General features: G+C 38.4%; 17 protein-coding genes, 1 tRNA gene and 1 pseudogene. 6 read left to right on the forward strand and 13 right to left on the reverse strand.

The window, feature by feature from the left end; all coding sequences use genetic code 11:
* The first annotated feature begins 225 nt into the window (after positions 1–225).
* Complete coding sequence (locus tag R3X26_RS17340) at positions 226–2,676, forward strand: SIR2 family protein (protein ID WP_317718590.1); 2,451 nt, start codon at positions 226–228, stop codon at positions 2,674–2,676.
* A 142-nt stretch (positions 2,677–2,818) separates the two neighbouring features.
* On the opposite strand, the gene R3X26_RS17345 is transcribed toward R3X26_RS17340, so the two are convergent.
* The 4 genes from R3X26_RS17345 to R3X26_RS17360 form a co-directional block, all read right to left on the reverse strand.
* Positions 2,819–3,175 carry a hypothetical protein gene (locus R3X26_RS17345; protein ID WP_317718591.1) on the reverse strand — a complete coding sequence of 119 codons (357 nt, stop codon included), beginning with the start codon at positions 3,173–3,175 and terminating at the stop codon, positions 2,819–2,821.
* 67 nt (positions 3,176–3,242) lie between these two features.
* Positions 3,243–3,554 carry a hypothetical protein gene (locus tag R3X26_RS17350; protein WP_317718592.1) on the reverse strand — a complete coding sequence of 104 codons (312 nt, stop codon included), beginning with the start codon at positions 3,552–3,554 and terminating at the stop codon, positions 3,243–3,245.
* Complete coding sequence (locus R3X26_RS17355; protein ID WP_317718593.1) at positions 3,551–4,729, reverse strand: site-specific integrase; 1,179 nt, start codon at positions 4,727–4,729, stop codon at positions 3,551–3,553. Before R3X26_RS17355 ends, R3X26_RS17350 begins: the two co-directional genes overlap by 4 nt.
* A 9-nt stretch (positions 4,730–4,738) precedes the next feature.
* Positions 4,739–4,951, reverse strand: coding sequence for a hypothetical protein (locus R3X26_RS17360; protein WP_317718594.1), 213 nt, complete (start codon positions 4,949–4,951; stop codon positions 4,739–4,741).
* A 117-nt stretch (positions 4,952–5,068) separates the two neighbouring features.
* Between R3X26_RS17360 and R3X26_RS17365 the strand changes: the two genes are divergently transcribed.
* Complete coding sequence (locus R3X26_RS17365; protein ID WP_317718595.1) at positions 5,069–5,284, forward strand: helix-turn-helix transcriptional regulator; 216 nt, start codon at positions 5,069–5,071, stop codon at positions 5,282–5,284.
* 216 nt (positions 5,285–5,500) lie between these two features.
* Here R3X26_RS17365 and R3X26_RS17370 read toward each other — a convergent pair.
* The 5 genes and pseudogenes from R3X26_RS17370 to R3X26_RS17390 form a co-directional block, all read right to left on the reverse strand.
* Positions 5,501–5,575 (reverse strand) — tRNA-Gly (locus tag R3X26_RS17370).
* Positions 5,576–5,709: 134 nt separating this feature from the next.
* Positions 5,710–6,213: pseudogene (locus R3X26_RS17375) on the reverse strand (iron chelate uptake ABC transporter family permease subunit); the annotation flags it as partial.
* 230 nt (positions 6,214–6,443) lie between these two features.
* On the reverse strand, positions 6,444–7,733 hold the full coding sequence (locus R3X26_RS17380) for a dicarboxylate/amino acid:cation symporter (RefSeq protein ID WP_317718596.1): 1,290 nt from the start codon (positions 7,731–7,733) through the stop codon (positions 6,444–6,446).
* A 327-nt stretch (positions 7,734–8,060) separates the two neighbouring features.
* Entirely contained in the window at positions 8,061–9,470 is a 1,410-nt protein-coding gene (locus tag R3X26_RS17385) for a sigma-54 dependent transcriptional regulator (protein WP_317718597.1), read from the reverse strand.
* A gap of 2 nt (positions 9,471–9,472) precedes the next feature.
* A complete protein-coding gene (locus tag R3X26_RS17390) occupies positions 9,473–11,149 on the reverse strand; it encodes a transporter substrate-binding domain-containing protein (RefSeq protein ID WP_317718598.1) in 1,677 nt (558 codons plus the stop codon).
* Positions 11,150–11,615: 466 nt separating this feature from the next.
* Between R3X26_RS17390 and R3X26_RS17395 the strand changes: the two genes are divergently transcribed.
* The 4 genes from R3X26_RS17395 (at position 11,616) to R3X26_RS17410 (ending at position 13,487) form a co-directional block, all read left to right on the forward strand.
* A complete protein-coding gene (locus R3X26_RS17395; protein WP_171751734.1) occupies positions 11,616–11,825 on the forward strand; it encodes a cold-shock protein in 210 nt (69 codons plus the stop codon).
* Between the two features lie 89 nt (positions 11,826–11,914).
* Complete coding sequence (locus tag R3X26_RS17400; protein WP_317718599.1) at positions 11,915–12,370, forward strand: YccF domain-containing protein; 456 nt, start codon at positions 11,915–11,917, stop codon at positions 12,368–12,370.
* Positions 12,371–12,385: 15 nt separating this feature from the next.
* Positions 12,386–12,919 (forward strand): YaeQ family protein, encoded by a 534-nt coding sequence (locus R3X26_RS17405; RefSeq protein ID WP_317718600.1) that lies wholly within the window; start codon positions 12,386–12,388, stop codon positions 12,917–12,919.
* Between the two features lie 7 nt (positions 12,920–12,926).
* The gene (locus R3X26_RS17410; RefSeq protein WP_317718602.1) at positions 12,927–13,487 is read left to right on the forward strand and encodes a hypothetical protein; all 561 of its coding nucleotides are present in this window, start codon (positions 12,927–12,929) and stop codon (positions 13,485–13,487) included.
* Between the two features lie 140 nt (positions 13,488–13,627).
* On the opposite strand, the gene R3X26_RS17415 is transcribed toward R3X26_RS17410, so the two are convergent.
* The 4 genes from R3X26_RS17415 to R3X26_RS17430 form a co-directional block, all read right to left on the reverse strand.
* On the reverse strand, positions 13,628–13,945 hold the full coding sequence (locus R3X26_RS17415; protein WP_317718603.1) for an AzlD domain-containing protein: 318 nt from the start codon (positions 13,943–13,945) through the stop codon (positions 13,628–13,630).
* A gap of 15 nt (positions 13,946–13,960) precedes the next feature.
* Complete coding sequence (locus R3X26_RS17420; protein ID WP_317718604.1) at positions 13,961–14,686, reverse strand: AzlC family ABC transporter permease; 726 nt, start codon at positions 14,684–14,686, stop codon at positions 13,961–13,963.
* Positions 14,687–14,692: 6 nt separating this feature from the next.
* Positions 14,693–15,550 (reverse strand): tetratricopeptide repeat protein, encoded by an 858-nt coding sequence (locus R3X26_RS17425; protein ID WP_411572433.1) that lies wholly within the window; start codon positions 15,548–15,550, stop codon positions 14,693–14,695.
* Between the two features lie 116 nt (positions 15,551–15,666).
* Positions 15,667–16,902 carry a hypothetical protein gene (locus R3X26_RS17430; RefSeq protein WP_317718606.1) on the reverse strand — a complete coding sequence of 412 codons (1,236 nt, stop codon included), beginning with the start codon at positions 16,900–16,902 and terminating at the stop codon, positions 15,667–15,669.
* Between the last annotated feature and the right edge of the window lie 110 nt (positions 16,903–17,012).

Genomic DNA, 17,012 nt, shown 5'->3' on the forward strand with positions numbered 1-17,012 from the left:
AATATTAATTCTTTAATATAAAAAATTCAGCTTGCCGTTTTTATCAATAAGTTATTTTTTTGAAGTTTTCAATTTTAGTAACGTGGTCAAAATTTAAGATAATCCTGACAATTACAATATCTGGTAATAACAGGCATATATCACATCCACCATTATGTGCTTGATGTTTGACGGCTATACCTATTAAATAACTATCCATGTATATGCAAATATAGAGTGGCTAGTATGAATTTAACAATAGATAAAAAATCAGTGGTAGTTACAAGAACAGACGTTGATTGTGACATCCTGGTAAATAAAATTAGGATGGGAAAAGCGATTTTATTTACTGGGGCAGGTTTTTCATTCGGATCAAAGAATACTTTGGGAGACGAGCCATTAGGAGCAAAAGATCTGTCTCACAAATTATCGGAGAAATCAAAGATCCCTTATAACGAAGATCTTATGTTTACTTCTGATTATTTTCTATCCCAGAACACTCCTACCGACTTGATTAAGATATTAAAAGACAATTACACGTTAACTTCAACTTCTGAAACTCAAAATACAATATGCAGTTTACCGTGGCGCCGAGTGTATACGACTAACTATGATTTATCTGTAGAAATAGCTTCAAATACTTCAGGGAGAAGAGTTGACACGATCGATATACACCATAGCTATGGTGAAGTTTCTCAACCCAAAACTTGTTTATGTGTTCACTTAAACGGCTCAATAAACGCTCTTGATAGCGAAACTCTAAACACTTCATTTAAACTTTCAGCATCTTCGTATGTTTCTTCAGAATCATTCCTTAGTTCTGGATGGCACTACGGATTTAAAAAAGATCTTGAACGAGCTAACGCTATTATCTTTGTTGGTTATTCCCTGTATGATATTGATATACAGAAAATTCTTTATGAGGATGAATCTCTAAAAGAAAAAACGTACTTCGTAACTATCCAAGCTCCTGACGTCCAAACCGAATTTACGCTTTCAAAATTCGGGACAGTATTGCCCATTGGTACTGATGGTTTTGCTCGTTTCATAAATGACAATCAAAGTGAAGACGTTTGTGATTCAGACTACCAGTTACAAACTATGAGTAATTACGAAATAAGCACACAGAGAGCAGATATCCGAGATAGTGATGTAGAAAAACTCCTAATGTATGGTGATATATCACAAAAATCTATCGATTCGTATGTACTCGGAGACATTAACGTTCCATATCTCATAAATAGAACCTACGTTGATAAAACACTTGATGCTATTAGAAAAGATAAAAACGTTATTTTCTATGGGGCTTTAGGGAATGGAAAAAGTCTATTACTAAATGAACTCAAGGTTGAGATGGGACGAAGAGATTTTAACATCTATAACGTCGATGATATTGACGGTGACTACGTTGGTGATATTGAGTACCTATCAAGCTTACCATCAAGGAGCCTACTATTTTTAGATGACTATGAACAATATATGCCAGTGATCGAGCATATCTCTCGATCCAATATTAACAAAGTAACTGTTATCGCGTCAGCGCGTATAGCAGATCATGAATATTTAAGAGACAAGCTGCTTCAGTTCAGCTTCTATTTTGAAGAATTTAATATTGATACTCTTGATGAAGATGAGCTCTCCAACTTAATTAAAATTTTTGAAAATTTGGGGTACTGGGCCGATAAAGCAACTACGCCTGTGGAGAAACTACGATACATAAAAAGAAAGAATGAGTCTCAAGTATCTTTATCTCTTATCGATTTTTTAGATTCACCAGTAATTAAGGCAAAAATAAAGGAGCTTTTTGGTAAACTTGAAACCAATAGTGACTTCAAGTCAACTATTCTAGCTATCTGTTTATGTAAAGTCATAGGTGTACCTAGCTCAAAAAGCTTGATTTCTGAAGTGGCTGGCAATGACTCTATATACTCTGGGGAATTGACCAGCTTACCCGAATTCAAGCAACTATTTAGAATTTACGATGGCGTTGTACAAAACACATCTAGTATTTTTTGTATATGTCTTATGAACGAACATTACACTGCATCACATGTTACAGAGCATCTGATTCGAATAGCAACAAAGTTTGATGGAATCGCGCCCAGAGACCACATACAAGAGCGTGTGTTCAAGTCAATGTTAAAGTTTTCTTTTGTTGAACGAATTCTCCCTTCAACAACAAAAGTAGGTAATCTGCAACGCTATTATGAAGATCTCAAGGTGAATATTCCGTGGCTAAGGACTAATCCTCATTTCTGGTTACAATATGCAATGACATTTATAGCATTTAAGAATTACCCCAAAGCTCAAAACTGCTTAGATCAAGCTTACGACTTAGCGGAGAAAAAAACAGATTACTACACAGATAATATCGACACACAGCAAGCTAGACTATGGCTAACAGTTTGTTCGACGATAAATGATGGTAATGTTGTCTACGCAAAGTTTGAAAAAGCACATAATCTACTTCATCACCTAGGAAACGACATATATAAGTTCAGGCAAGTAGGCAGATACTCAGAGTTCTACAATGATAACTTTAATAAGCTTTCTAAATCCAATAAACAAAACTTCATTCACGCTTGTAAGTCCATGGTTAAGCTAATAGATAAGCTTCAATCTGAAGAGCATACTGAACATCTATATTTAGAAAAAACAAAAAATAGGCTACAGTCTATAACTATTCTTGGTATTTAATAGCCTCAGTTGTAGTGGCCAAATTAACTATGCCACTACACATACATTCACTCAAAAAGCAGTGAACAACGCTTCATACGACTTCAGGTCTCACGGGCAAAAGCTTGTTAGCTCTTTTTATTCAATCGCACGAACTAAAAAATCAACGTAAAGCCATCATTATCGCTTCGATATCACCTCTCCCCCACTTCGTTCCATCTGTTGACGAAATCCCAATACAATTGAGTTTCCAAGCAATCTGTTGGGCGTCGTAGCCACGCATGTATAATGTCACTATCAAAGCAACATACACTCTCGAAGGTGGATTACTTGACTGAGCAATCATATTGTCAACGGTACATCTATCTCGACACGCTCTCTTCACCCACGAAGAAAAACTCGTGCCTTCAGGACAACTATCTTCAATATCCCTGATAAGTGAATGCTCAAATCGAATATTCTTTTTGGCTGATTTTTGGTTGGTATTCGAATTGAACGAAGAACTTGATTTGACACTCATGTATCGCCACCATTTTCTGTGTGCGCACAATCAAAATTGAAAGTGTGCGCACACGTACTCTTTAGGTTTATTGAAGAACGATTTTAATTGAAAGCTCGATACGAGATTCTAAAGCAGCAAGGATCCACGTGGAGTCTCGTGCTGACGGGTTATTGAGACATTGGTGCAGCACACAAACTACGCCATTCGCTACATGTTCTGCAAAATCGTGCTCTCTACGAAATTTAGTCGGTGATAGCATTGAACGTTCGCACACCAACCCATAAATATCCTCTTTAAACCCATCAATATCTATGTGGGTGAGACGCTTAAAATCTCTCCCTTCTATCACATCAAAACATAAGCTAGTGCAATGAATAGCTAATGATGAGTATTTCATGCTGCGCCTCCCTCAACTAAAAAGCGTTCAAACGCACTGCCGTCTCTTCTAGTCAAATTAGGGACATAACGGGAATAGACCCTGAATAACATCGTTGTCGTCGTGTGCCCCATCTGGTTCGCTATCCACTCAGGAGATTCTCCTGAAGCAAGCAACAACGTTGCGTATGTATGTCGGGTTTGATAAGGATTTCTAGGTCGTAGCTTTGCTCGGCGCAACGTTGGATACCAGACAGATTTTGACACGGTTTGGTAGTTTAGTGGTTTACGCTTATCATTCGTGAATACGTATTTATCTCTCAGATACGCCGTTTTCTTATGCTCAGTTAGCGCTTGCACTACCCTATTTGTCAATCTCACTACTCGATACGAGCCGTCTGTTTTGACATCCGATAACTCACCGCGGACTAAACTTTGATTGACCGTTAATGTCTTATTTTCTAAATCCACTTCGTTCCACATTAGTCCGTCAATTTCACTGGTTCGAAGCCCAGTAAAAAAACGAGTAATATAGTACGCCTTGAATTTATCTGGCGCCTGTTCAATAACTTGTTCTACTTCCAACAAATTAAACGGGTCAACTTCTGTTCTCCCTACTTTTAATGCTTTAATATTTTTCCATGGCGACGTAAAATCATAACGATCGGCGGCTTCATTCAACATGACTCTTAATGGCGTCATTATATGATTGATGCGGGATGGGCTTAACTCTTTACCTTTTCGACCTGGAACTTTGGCGAGTGTAGATCGAAAACTTAAGATTTGCTGTTTAGTGATGGCGCTGATCTTCTTACTACCAAACATGGGAATGATGTATTTATTGATAATCCCTTCCACATCTTGGTAATGACCTTTTCGCCATTCTATCTTTTTTTCTGACAACCATATTTCGGCAAACTCTTTAACTTTAGGTGAATCTACTGCTTCAAAATATGCTTTAGCCTGACGCTTTCTTTCATTTACCTCGGCAAATTTAGATACTAATTTGCTTTCTGGAAAATATTTCTCGTAATCAAAGCTGCCTACCATTATTTCAGCTTCAATGACTTTTAATAAACGATTTACTCGATTCTGATTAGCTTTAGTATCTGATAACTTTGTATATTCTCGACAACGATGTCCTTTGTATCGAAAGTCTAAAAACAAGCGACCTCCACGTGAATTTACGCTCCCCATAAAAACCTCCTAGTGACCCAATAGAATTGATTCAGTTGTAATGCCATTAAGCATCTCTTCTTCTATCCTTTCCCAAATGAAAAGTATTTTTCGACCACCGAATGGGCGGATGTAATGAATACCTTCAAAAAGAACTGAATCTTTAAGTTGCTCACGAATCACTCGTTGGTCGTATTTAATTACTGAAGATAATTCTTCAGTTGTTAGATAGGTATATGCCATAATTAACTCCAGTCTTTTACGCTACACTTTGTAGCTCTAAAGATACAATATGACATTAAATAAAACCTGTCAACACCATTTTGTATCTTTAGCGAAACATTTGGGGTCTTTATAGAAATGATTAAATGTCATTTATCTACTCTGCTGGGGGCAAAAAAGTTGAAAATTGCCGATGTAGTACGAGATACAGGTATCAATCGGAGCACCGTTAATCGGTTATTCCATGAAACAAATAATCGGATCGATTTCGATACACTTGAGAAAATATGCATTTACCTTGATTGTGAGGTAGGAGATCTTCTTGAAGTTATAGTGGAAGAAAAATTGGATTAGTTTTTCTAATAGTCCGCTGATGAAATTCCAGTGATTGTCATTTATTTAAAAAATAAAACATAAAATTCAGTCTGGTCTCAAAATGGTCTCAATTTGGTCTCAATAATTTTGGAGACCAAATCCCAACTAACATTAGCGCGTATCAAAAACGCAAAAACCCACAATAAAGTGGTTATTTTTCAAAAGGTTGGGTTTGATAAAACAGAAGGGAAAACTTGGAGCGTGCAGCGGGAATCGAACCCGCATCATCAGCTTGGAAGGCTGAGGTAATAGCCATTATACGATGCACGCATCATCGTGGAACGGGTGTTAATATGCCACAACGAGATTAAAAGAAAAGAACATTTTTGCATTACCGTGTTCGAATGGGTGTTTTTTCATCACTTTGACTACAAACCAAGCGATATCAAAAACTAACAGCCAGCTTAACTACTTCGGCTGCGAGTGAGTAAGAAAATAAAGTAGCTTCCTCCTATTACTGATACGATCGTTCCTGCCGCTATTTGCGCAGGAAAGACAATCCACTGCCCAATTAAATCAGATAAACACAACAAAACCGCGCCTACCATTGGAGCTAAAATCAGCTGGACTTTAACGTGTCGCGCGCCTAATAAGATGGCAATATTTGGTGCAAGTAATCCTACAAATGCCACCGGTCCCATTGTAGTCGTGACTGTGGCACAAAATACCGCCACTAGAGCAAGCAACATCATGTAGCTTATCGAAATAGGAAGACCTCTTGCTCGGGAAAATTGATGCCCAGTAGCCAACAGCGTTAACCAACGACTTAAGCGTAAACTGAGCAAAATACCAGCTATCACAACCGATATAGCTATCAAAGCTTCCTGACGACTGACTCGATAAGTAGAACCTGACAACCAACTGAGAATGGTGTATTTATCCGATCCAACGCGAGTAACTGAAAATTTCCCTCGTAACCATGCCTAATGTAGCCATGTGTTATGCAAGAACGCGTGGTTAACCATCTCTAACCATCTCGATAAGCTTCAATACAAAAAAAGCAGAACGGCTTACTTACGCGCTCTGCTTTTTTAATCAACTTTCTACTGCACAATCAATTTATAAAACTGTTTCGTTATAAAACGATTACTTTGTAAAACAATGGTGTTACATAATCAGAATAATAATACCCAATGTATTACGCGTTTTCTGTTTCTGTTCCAGCACCGCTCACTTCAGCGTTATAAATTGTTTCGTCTAACTCACCTTCACTTTTCGCGATAAGTACAGAAACCATCATGTCACCACATACGTTCACTGTAGTACGAGCCATATCCAAAATACGGTCGATACCAGCAACAATCGCCAAACCTTCAATAGGCAGGCCAACCGTAGTAAGAACAAGTGATAACATAATCAAACCTGCACCTGGAACACCAGCTGTACCTACAGAAGCAAGAGTTGAAGTTAAGATGATCAGCATATAATCAGACATTTCAAGATCAATACCAAATGCTTGGGCGATAAATAGAGCACACACCCCTTGATACAGCGCCGTACCATCCATGTTAATGGTTGCACCCAATGGCAATACGAAACTTGAAACACCCTTAGATACACCCAGTTCTTCGCGGCTTGCTTTGATGGTCGCCGGAAGCGTACCAGAGCTACTTGTTGTAGTGAACGCTACCGCAGCTGGGTTCATTAATGCTTTAATATAACGAGCTGGGTTTAAGCGTCCAACAAAGCTGATGATGCCAGTATAAAAAACCAATACATGAACTAGGCTACCGATATACGCAACGGCAATAACCTTAATGAGCGGCATCAAAATATCAACGCCATATTTACCAGCAACCCATGCCATTAAGCCAAACACGCCAAATGGTGCAAGCTTCATAACAAGTTCGGTTAGTTTGTACATTGCTTCCGCTAAGCTTTCAAAAACCGCAATTGCTGGTTTTGCTTTTTCGCCAATCAAAGTTAAAGCGATACCCAAGCCCAGAGCAAAGAAAATGATTTGCAAAATGTTACCTGCAGCTAAAGCACCTACTGGGTTTTTAGGAATAATGTTTAATAGTGTTTGTACTAAAGGCGGCGCTTCTTTGGCTACAATATCTGGGTTTTCGGCAACCATATTAAGGCCAGCACCCGGTGTAAATATCGCGGCAAAGCTCAAACCGATAGTAATAGCTATCGCTGTAGTACCAAGATATAAAATAATCGCTTTAGCACCGATACGACCCATTTTACGTGAGTCTTGCATAGAGGTAACACCAACGATCAGTGAACAGAAAATCAAAGGAACAATCAGCATTTTGATTGCATTAATGAATAGCGTACCAATGGGTTTAAAGACTTCAGCATCTGGGCCCATTACTGCCCCCACTACCACACCGAGGACCATGCCAATTACGATTTTTTTCCACAATTCCATTTTACTCCAAAAGCCACCACTTGCCTGTGGTGCTGAATCCTTTCTAGTCATAGTACTTTCCTTTTATTGCGTAATTTTCAACCGGCTACTCACGACACTAACCATTGGAAAAGTCAGTAGCCCAAGTGTCTACATTTACAATTAACATATTTGTAATTAAGGTTTTTTATCAATTAGAAATATTGCAACTAAAATGCCAACTAATAAAAAACAAGTAACTCATTGTTTAAATGGACATTTAAATATAAAAAGACAAGTTAAATGGATATAACTTAAGTTATAAAAAAGAGAGGAAAAAGCGATTTCTTATGTATTTACAATAGGATACTGCCCTATAACAAAGGATATAGTATAACTTTTGTTATAGGGGTTTGTAGATTAGTTTTCCTGACACTTTTTAATACGTTTACTCAACGCTGGCTGAGAGATACCAAGCATTCGTGATGCAAGAGATTGATTGCCTTTAGCTCTATCCATCGCTTCACAGACTAAAAGTTGGTTTATTTCAGACAATGTTGGTAACGGCTTATTAGGATCGAATAAACCAGTATCGAAATCCAACGTATCGATCTGATATGACGAGTCATCAATCACTCGTCTAAACACTTCCATAGAAAGAATGTGACTTTTATGCTGCCCTACCGCATCGTACACCAAAGCTTGCAGCTCTCGAATGTTGCCCGGGAAATGGTAGGTAGAGAGTAAAACAGGTAGTTCTTTAGGGTAAGTAGGCACTACTTTATTCATTTCCGTCGCAGCCTGAGTGAGAAAATGGGTAAATAAAAGCGGTATATCCTCCTTGCGCTCTCTCAATGGCGGAATCTCTACATGGTGCGTACATAAACGAAAATAGAGATCTTTCCTAAAACTGCCTTCTTCTACCTTTTTTTTCAGATCTTGATGCGTCGCTGCTACAATACGAGCTCGACTGCGTTTTGGTTTGTCACTACCCAATGGATAATATTCATTTTCTTGTAACAAGCGCAGTAATTTAGTTTGAGAAGCATGACTCAAATCGCCTATTTCATCTAGAAACAAAGTACCGTCAGAGGCCGATTCAACCATACCAATTCGCTTTCGATCTGCCCCAGTAAAAGCCCCACGACTATGACCAAATAAGGTATCAGCGAAAACATTATCATCAATACCTGCAACGTTAACACTCACCATTTTTCCCGGTTTATGACTTAGTTGATGAACGGCAGCGGCGATTTGTTCTTTACCGACACCACTTTCTCCGGTGATCATAACCGATTGCTGGCTAGATGAAATCGACTCTAGATATTGAAATATAGAGCGAAGTTTTTTGTCCTTAGTAATGATTGATTTAAAAACCTCAGGTTCCTCTAAGGTATCAGACAAAAAACGACGACGCATAGCTTCATGTTCTCTACGCATCTCTTGCATTGTGATGGCACGTTTTATTCCATCTAGCAGACGATTCTCTTCGGTAGTCTTAACAAAATAGTCGTAAGCACCTAATCGAATACAATCTACTGCTGTCTCTATTTGATTCATCCCACTAATAATAATAACGCCAACGTGAGGATGCTTTTCTACTATTTGCTTTAATAGCACCTCTCCTGATATATGAGGCATATTCAAATCAAGCAACACTAATTCAATCGGATTGTTCTCAATCAGATCCATCACTTCTCGGCTGTCACACGTTTGATACAAATGGTTTATTCCACCACGTCTCTCAAGTACCAATGACAAACTGCGAATAAACGCCAATTCATCATCAACGATCAATAGACCAAACCCAGGATAGCGCATATCTTTCATTGTTATTGTTTTTCCTTATCTAATGGAAACATCAATTCGATTATCGTTCCCTTACCAATTTCAGATTTGAATGTTAGCTTGCCAGCATGCTCTTCAACTATGGTGGTGGAGATCGACAAACCAAGTCCCGTTCCACCTTGTTTTCTTTTAGTGGTAAAGAATGGGTCAGTCAACCTAGATAAATTATCCGCTTCTATTCCACAACCTTCATCTTTAACCGATATCATCAATTGACGATTATAAGGATTAAACTGAACCGAAATTACGATAGATTGCTGTATATTTTGCAATGCCTGACAAGCATTAACAATTAGGTTTATCACCACTTGCTGCAATCGTTGACTATTACCTTTAATTGTTGGTAATCCTTCAAAATAATCGACCGAAAAGTGTTGGGTTGACTCTTTGATTGTTCGGTCGGTCAAACGAATTGCTGCGGCAACAACCTGATTTAAATCAACATCTTCTATTAGACTATGGGGTTCTTTTCGAGCGAAGTCCCTTAAGTCGTTAACAATTCGTCGAATATGATGTGAGCCTTCCAACATTTCACTCAACATTAGAGGTATTTCATTTCTCATGCGAGTGTAGTTCAAGCCCGCGACTTCAAAATCGCCGTGATCCTGATAATGTTGCTGCAATATATCAGCAATATCATCAAAAGATTCTTCTAGTACCGGCAGATTAAGCAATAATAAACTGGTTGGGTTATTGATTTCATGCGCCACACCTGACACCAAAACACCCAGTGAGGTCATTTTATCCGCTTGAATTAATTGCTGTTGTTGTCGTTCCAATTCCTTAGTCCGTCTTGCTACTTGTTTAGCTAAACTTCTATTCCAAAAAATTACAGCGGAAAAAATCAAAATGACCAGCACAGAAATAACCACCACCACGCGGCTAATTTGCTGCCAATTAACACCAGTAGCAGTATAAGAACCAAACCATTTATTATAAATTTCTTGTTGTTTACCGGTATTTTTTAATATCGCCAACCCTTCATTAAATCGAGCTAATAATTCATCATTCCCTTTTAACACTGCGTAACCATAACGCTGTGAACTCACTGGCTCACCAACAGGTTCTATATTAGAAAGGGACAATTCTTTACCTAAGTATAAACCGGGAAGATTAGCAACAAAGGCGTAGTCATATCGACCGGATGACAACATACGCAAGGCCGCAGCATGAGTATCGACATAAATAAGCTGCGCATCAACAGCCGAGCTTTTTATGCGTTCCGCCATAATGCCACCGCTTTGAACAATAACCGACTTACCAGCTAAATCAGACAAATTAGCAATAGGCGCAGAACCGATACGAGCAAAAACAGATTGGTGAATAAGTGAATGAGGAGGAGAAAAATCTAACCGCTTAGATCGCTCTTCCGAGTAAGAAATACCTTGTAATACGTCAATATAACCACTTTCCAATTCATTCTTCATCACGTCCCAGCTGGAAAGCTCAATTTTTACATCTAAACCCATCACTTGAGCAATAGCGTACGTCAGTTCCGTGTTATACCCATCGGGTAGACCGTTGTCATTAATAAACTCATAAGGAGGGTAATTATGATCGCCTCCGACAATAATGGTATTTTCGTTTGCAGACGCCGTAAGCGTAACCAAAAGCACAAACAACGTAAGCAATAGTTGGGCGAGATAATTAAATGTGTTCATCGTCTACTAAGCTCGATAAAAAACCAAAATAAGACACTGTTCATACTGCAACTCAAACCTCGTAAAATAAACTCTTGGTGTATTGATAGAATCTTTCTGTAGATCATATTTATATATGAAAAAATTGTGATTATTGTTGTAAATTATCGACAATACAGTCAATTAAATGCCACACAATTCATTCTCAACAATGAGCTTTTGTTAGTTACATACACAAAAATGTGCGTTTTCACAAAATAATGGCCTTATTCTAAAAAGTTAACACAATATCCATTGACTTCCTACGTAGTTGATTTAAGCTTCGTCTCGGCTAGAAAGAAAAGCTTTTGTTTTAAGATTTACAAGTCGTTGGTTAGCTCAAAACTCTCCGCCGTGTTGTATCTAAATAGCAATCTATTTTTTCCACGCTATCTAAATATGATTCCCAAGAAGTGGGATCAACACAATTTTTATAGGAAATAAGACTATGTCTAACACAGTGACTGGTACAGTAAAATGGTTTAACGAAACTAAAGGTTTCGGTTTCATTCAACAAGAAAATGGCCCAGACGTGTTCGCACACTTCAGCGCTATTCAATCTGACGGCTTCCGCACTCTTGCAGAAGGTCAAAAAGTTGAGTTCACTGTAACTCAAGGCCAAAAAGGCCCACAAGCTGAGAACATCAAACCTGTTTAATACGGTTTTTTGTTAATCGCTAAAATTTTTGTAGCCAGTCAATAGACTGGCTATTTTTTTGTCTTTTTCTTGAACAAAGCGAGTAAAACATGCGTACTTTAGGCAATATTATTTGGTTTTTATTCGGTGGAATTTTCATGGGACTGGCATGGTGGCTTTTCGGCATACTAGCCTTTATTAGTATTATTGGTATCCCATGGGGACGAGCCTGCTTTGTTATGGGCAATTTTTCTTTCTTTCCTTTTGGCAAAGAAGCTATTGATCGAGAAGAACTAACAAGTGATCGCGATGTGGGTACAGGACCATTGGGCATAATCGGCAACGTGTTGTGGTTTTGTTTCGCTGGACTTTGGCTTGCTATCGGACACATTTGCTCGGCTATCGCCTGTTTTATCACCATAATAGGCATTCCATTTAGCGTTCAACACCTCAAGCTAGCGGCTATTGCTCTATTCCCGATAGGAAAAACCATCGTTGAAAAAGAAGTCGCCTTCGCTGCAAGACAAAAAAATGCGCAAGATTACCTAAATAAGACCAGAAAATAACAAACGAGAACCGATGTGGCTTTAAAACCAACAATATACAAACTCAAAATAGCCTTAACTGATATGAATCGCGACTATTACGATTCGCTCAACCTGACAATAGCGCAACATCCGTCAGAAAACTTACAGCGTATGATGGCACGTGTGCTTGCTTTCGCGCTCAATGCTCAGCCAGATCTGACCTTCACAAAAGGGCTTTCTAATATTGAAGAGCCAGATATTTGGCATAAAACTCTAGATAATCAAACTTCGCTATGGATAGATGTAGGTGAACCGGATCCAGAAAGAGTAAAAAAATCCACCCGCCTTGCTCGTAGCGTACGCATATACAGTTTTAATACAAAATCAGATGTTTGGTGGAAACAAAATGCAGATAAACTAAACTTACTTAATGCAGAAATTTATAAATTCGATTCAGAAGCAATTGAAGAGTTGGCTAAACTTGCAAAGCGAACAATGGATCTTTCCATTATGCTAACCGGTAATTCGGCGTATATTTCAACTGAAAACGGTGATTGTGAAGTGGAATGGCAACAATTGAAGGTTTAATTAGAACATGAAAGATTCGATTATAAGTATGTTAAAACAACAGCTTGAAGTTGCGGGAATTGACACTCTCGATCTTTCCAATAAGGAAGCCGAGCTGTTTGCCAGAGCGATTGAACAAAAAGCCGATATCTTTGCCAATATTTGCCAAAACAACCCTGAAAAAGACCCTAAATTATTATTACTTGGTCTTTTGACCAAATTACAGATTGAAGCAACTGCAAGGCTGGAAACACAGGCGGAACAAATCAGTAAAATGAACAACGTGTTTGAAGCAACTATCGGTGAAACTCAAACACATAAATTCACTGCTGAATCAGTAATTGAGCTCTCTTTAGTCACTAAATTATGGCTTATGGTGCAAGGCTACTTAAATATGGATTTTAGCTTAGCCAATGATTACGCCACCAACACCTCCTTGTTACTGGTTAAAACCTTACATTCGCATGATACCGAAGAATTAAGAACTAAACTGCTAGCCAGTTATTATCACGGAAAAGAGAAACAAAAAGTGGATACACCCGTGACACAATGGTCGGATAAACTGTTTAACTGGTTTAAAGGTAGTTAAATTGTAATATTGACGTTGAGCTGCAATATTGGTGTTGAGTTATAATCTTAACGTTAAGCAACCGCTATCAATCAATTAGCAGCATCGCTGCTACCTACCGTTGCAAAAAATCACCGCTGCAGAAATTGTTACCGTAAAAATTAAGCAAAAACGACCAGTTTTAAGAGCAAAAACAATGCCATACTAACAATGGTCGTCCAAAGGACACTTTTTGTTTTCCACACCATTAACGCGGCAAACAAAGCACCAATTAAATATGGATTGGTGACACTGATGGCCAGTTCGTCTTCCTGAATAAAAACAATCGGCGCCCAAATAGCCGTCAAAATCGCAGGGCTAGAATAGGCCAGTAATCTCTGAGTAGTCGAATTTAACCGAATAGGAAGCTTCGGTTCTAAAAACAGATAGCGACTAAAAAACACCAAGCCAGCCATCGCCAGTATAGACAGAATAATCATACGTTCCTTGCTAGTTTATTTTGATGACTTAGTCTTTGGTGGACCCGTTTTCGTTACATTACGCTTACCAGCAACCTCTGCTGCGAAGCCACTTAACATAGCAACAATACTAGATATCATCAGCCCGCCTTCTACATGGAAGTAAGCACAAATCACAGATAATACTAAAGCCACTAAAACGGATAACAGTATGGGAAAATTGTGGATAATAGGCACAACCAAAGCAATAAAAGTGGCCGCTACCGCAAACTCCAAACCAAATTGTTCCAAGTTAGGAATTTGGCTTCCTGCTACAATACCCACCAAGGTGGCTAAATTCCATACCAAATAAAAGCTTAATCCCGCACCTAGAGCATACCAAGGCTTAAAACGATCTGGAGTTTGGTTTCCCACCACAGCAAATAGTTCGTCAGTCAATAAAAAACCTAAAACCAATCGCCATTTCAGAGACAACGGTGCAATTTTGTTACGCATAGAAACGCTGTATAAAAAGTGTCGTGATGTAATAAAAAAAGTAGTGAGAAGCATGGTACTCAAACCAACCCCCGCCTTAAACATACCGACCGCAACTAACTGTGCCGACCCGGCAAATAAAATGGCGGAAAGCGCCTGTCCTTCTAATGGGTTGAGTCCGACATCCATGGCAAATGAACCTACTAAAAACCCCCAAGGAATCACAGCAATCGACAATGGAAATATTGCTACGGTCCCTTTTAAAAACAGTACTTGATTAGAAGACATATTGAATTAACTGTTAGTAATGGTTTGATCTGTTGCTTCAATTAACGCGTCAAACTGTAAGTTACCATGTAGGGATTCTAAATCTGGTTCTTCTGCAGCCAACTCACGAATAGACGAACTCACTTCTATTGAACGGTGTAAATCATAAATAGCTTGTTCTTCAGCGCCTAATCGAGCGTAGGAACAGGCACGTTGATAGAGTGCATGTGCATTATTATCATCGACTTCTAACACGCGATTACATAGGCTCATTGCCCAGTGATACTCACTCATTTCCATGGCTGCATCAGCTTTATAGGTCAAGGCTTCTAAATCGCCGGGACGGATTTTAAGAATTTCATCACAAACTTCCATTTTTTGCTCAGGAGTTTGGGCATTTTGAGCTCTAAGCCAAAGGTTATGTACTTCGTTAATTATCTCAATTTCTTGGTTATTTTCGGAAATAATGCGAGTTTTACGTTTCAGATCTCGCTCTAGAGCTAAAAATTTTGATTCGTATTCTTTGGCTAACTTATCCAAACGCGCATCCGCCATTTTCTTGGTGCTTTGTTTCATCTCTTTAAGAGACTGCCACCCTACTAGCGCGACTAAGGATGCAACACCTGCAATAATGTAGAAAAAATAGTTAACCGTAACATTAACGTAGTTCATTGATTTATCAGCGACGTCCAACTCACGATCTGTTATCTGGATAACTAAGCGTCTCTCCAGATCTTGTTGATCTTGCCTTAGTGCCTTCAATTCATCCAGAATATACCGTTCAACTAGCGGACGATCTAAAATATCACTTTCTGAATATTTCTCTTCTGCAAGACTGCTAAAAGAGGAGACAAGCGCTATAACTAAAATCAAAAATTTTTTCATCAAAATCACTACCAAATATTTAGGCGTTTACAAAACCTCTACAATAGGAGGTAAAACCTTAGCTTTCAAGAAGTAAATGGTTAGAGTGATAAAACAGACATTGCAAATAATGGTAATTAAATTCCTGAATTGGTCATTCTTGTGGATTTAGGAATAAAACGATTGAGTCGATCGAGCGTTCTGTTTTTGGAAAAAAAAGCTTCAAATTCAATCTGAAAGCCAGGATTTACCTTGTAATCAAATTCGCGAGGAAAATTAATTTGTGGCGTCAGCGACATATATAACCAATCACTGTACAACTTTTGGCGCCATGAGGTAGACACCCAATAGTTTGAAACTTCATCCGCTTTATTTGGTTCGAAAGTGATGCCGCTAGAATACTCTAATAGATAATTAGTGTTCAATCGGTCAAAGTATTCAAGTTGAAATAAGACCTCCCAATTATCCTCTTCGTAGATATATTGAGCACTGGAACTCATTTTAAGTATCTGAGCAAAGTTTTCTGTCATTTGTTTATAAAAATTCAACTCTGTTAGTGAACCCGCTCCTACAGAATGATAATAAAACACTTCTTGTTTAAATTGTGCTGTCCAGTCTTGAGAGAAATTCTCTACACGACGTAGTTGAACCCGCGTAAAAGGATCAATAGGCAACCTTATTTTGACACCGACGTCTAGGTTGGATTTCCAATTCCTAATTTCTTGATCTTGCAGACGAACGCCACCTATTGCCCCATTAATTACATTTTTTGAATTATCACTAGATAGACCACGCTGTTTATCTTCCAACGAGTCATAATCATCAGGATCAGTTTCTAAAATCAACTTCCAATCACGTTTGACATGTGGCAAGTCAATACGAACAGAGATCCGTTCATCCGACTCAAAATACCCCAAATCGGAATATTCAGCCCGATACTTTATTTTTAAATAACTCATGTTAACCAATGGCGCTTCATCTTCATCTTTAGCCAAACCTTGGTCGATAAAAAGACTAAAGTCATGCACGCTGTCTGCAAAATATTGCCTAGTTTCATCCAACCAAAACGTCTCATCTTCATAATCAAAACTGTTTAAGTACTCTTCACTGTCAGAAGATGGCGAGTTGGGCGATGGTAAATTTGAAGATGGGAACGTCGGAGAAACTAAAAGTGACCTTGATGAGGGTAACATTGCTATCTCGTGATCGAGTATTACAGAGTCACCTTGCGCCAAAGAAGACAAAGGACTAAGACTTAAAGATAAAGCAAATAAGTACGCAACATTACTTGTGGTTCTTCGACCAATAGCAGTGAAACTTAAGTATTTACGAATAGTATAAAAATAACTAATATCATTCAGCCTTATTATCATTTTTATATTTTTTATAATTATTTTGCTAAAAAAGCAACTATTTACTCGCTTGATATTATCTAAGTTCACAGTTATAGATAAAAATATTGGCTGTGATATAAGGAAATAAT

Source organism: Vibrio sp. TH_r3, from assembly GCF_033101115.1.
Lineage (GTDB): Bacteria > Pseudomonadota > Gammaproteobacteria > Enterobacterales > Vibrionaceae > Vibrio.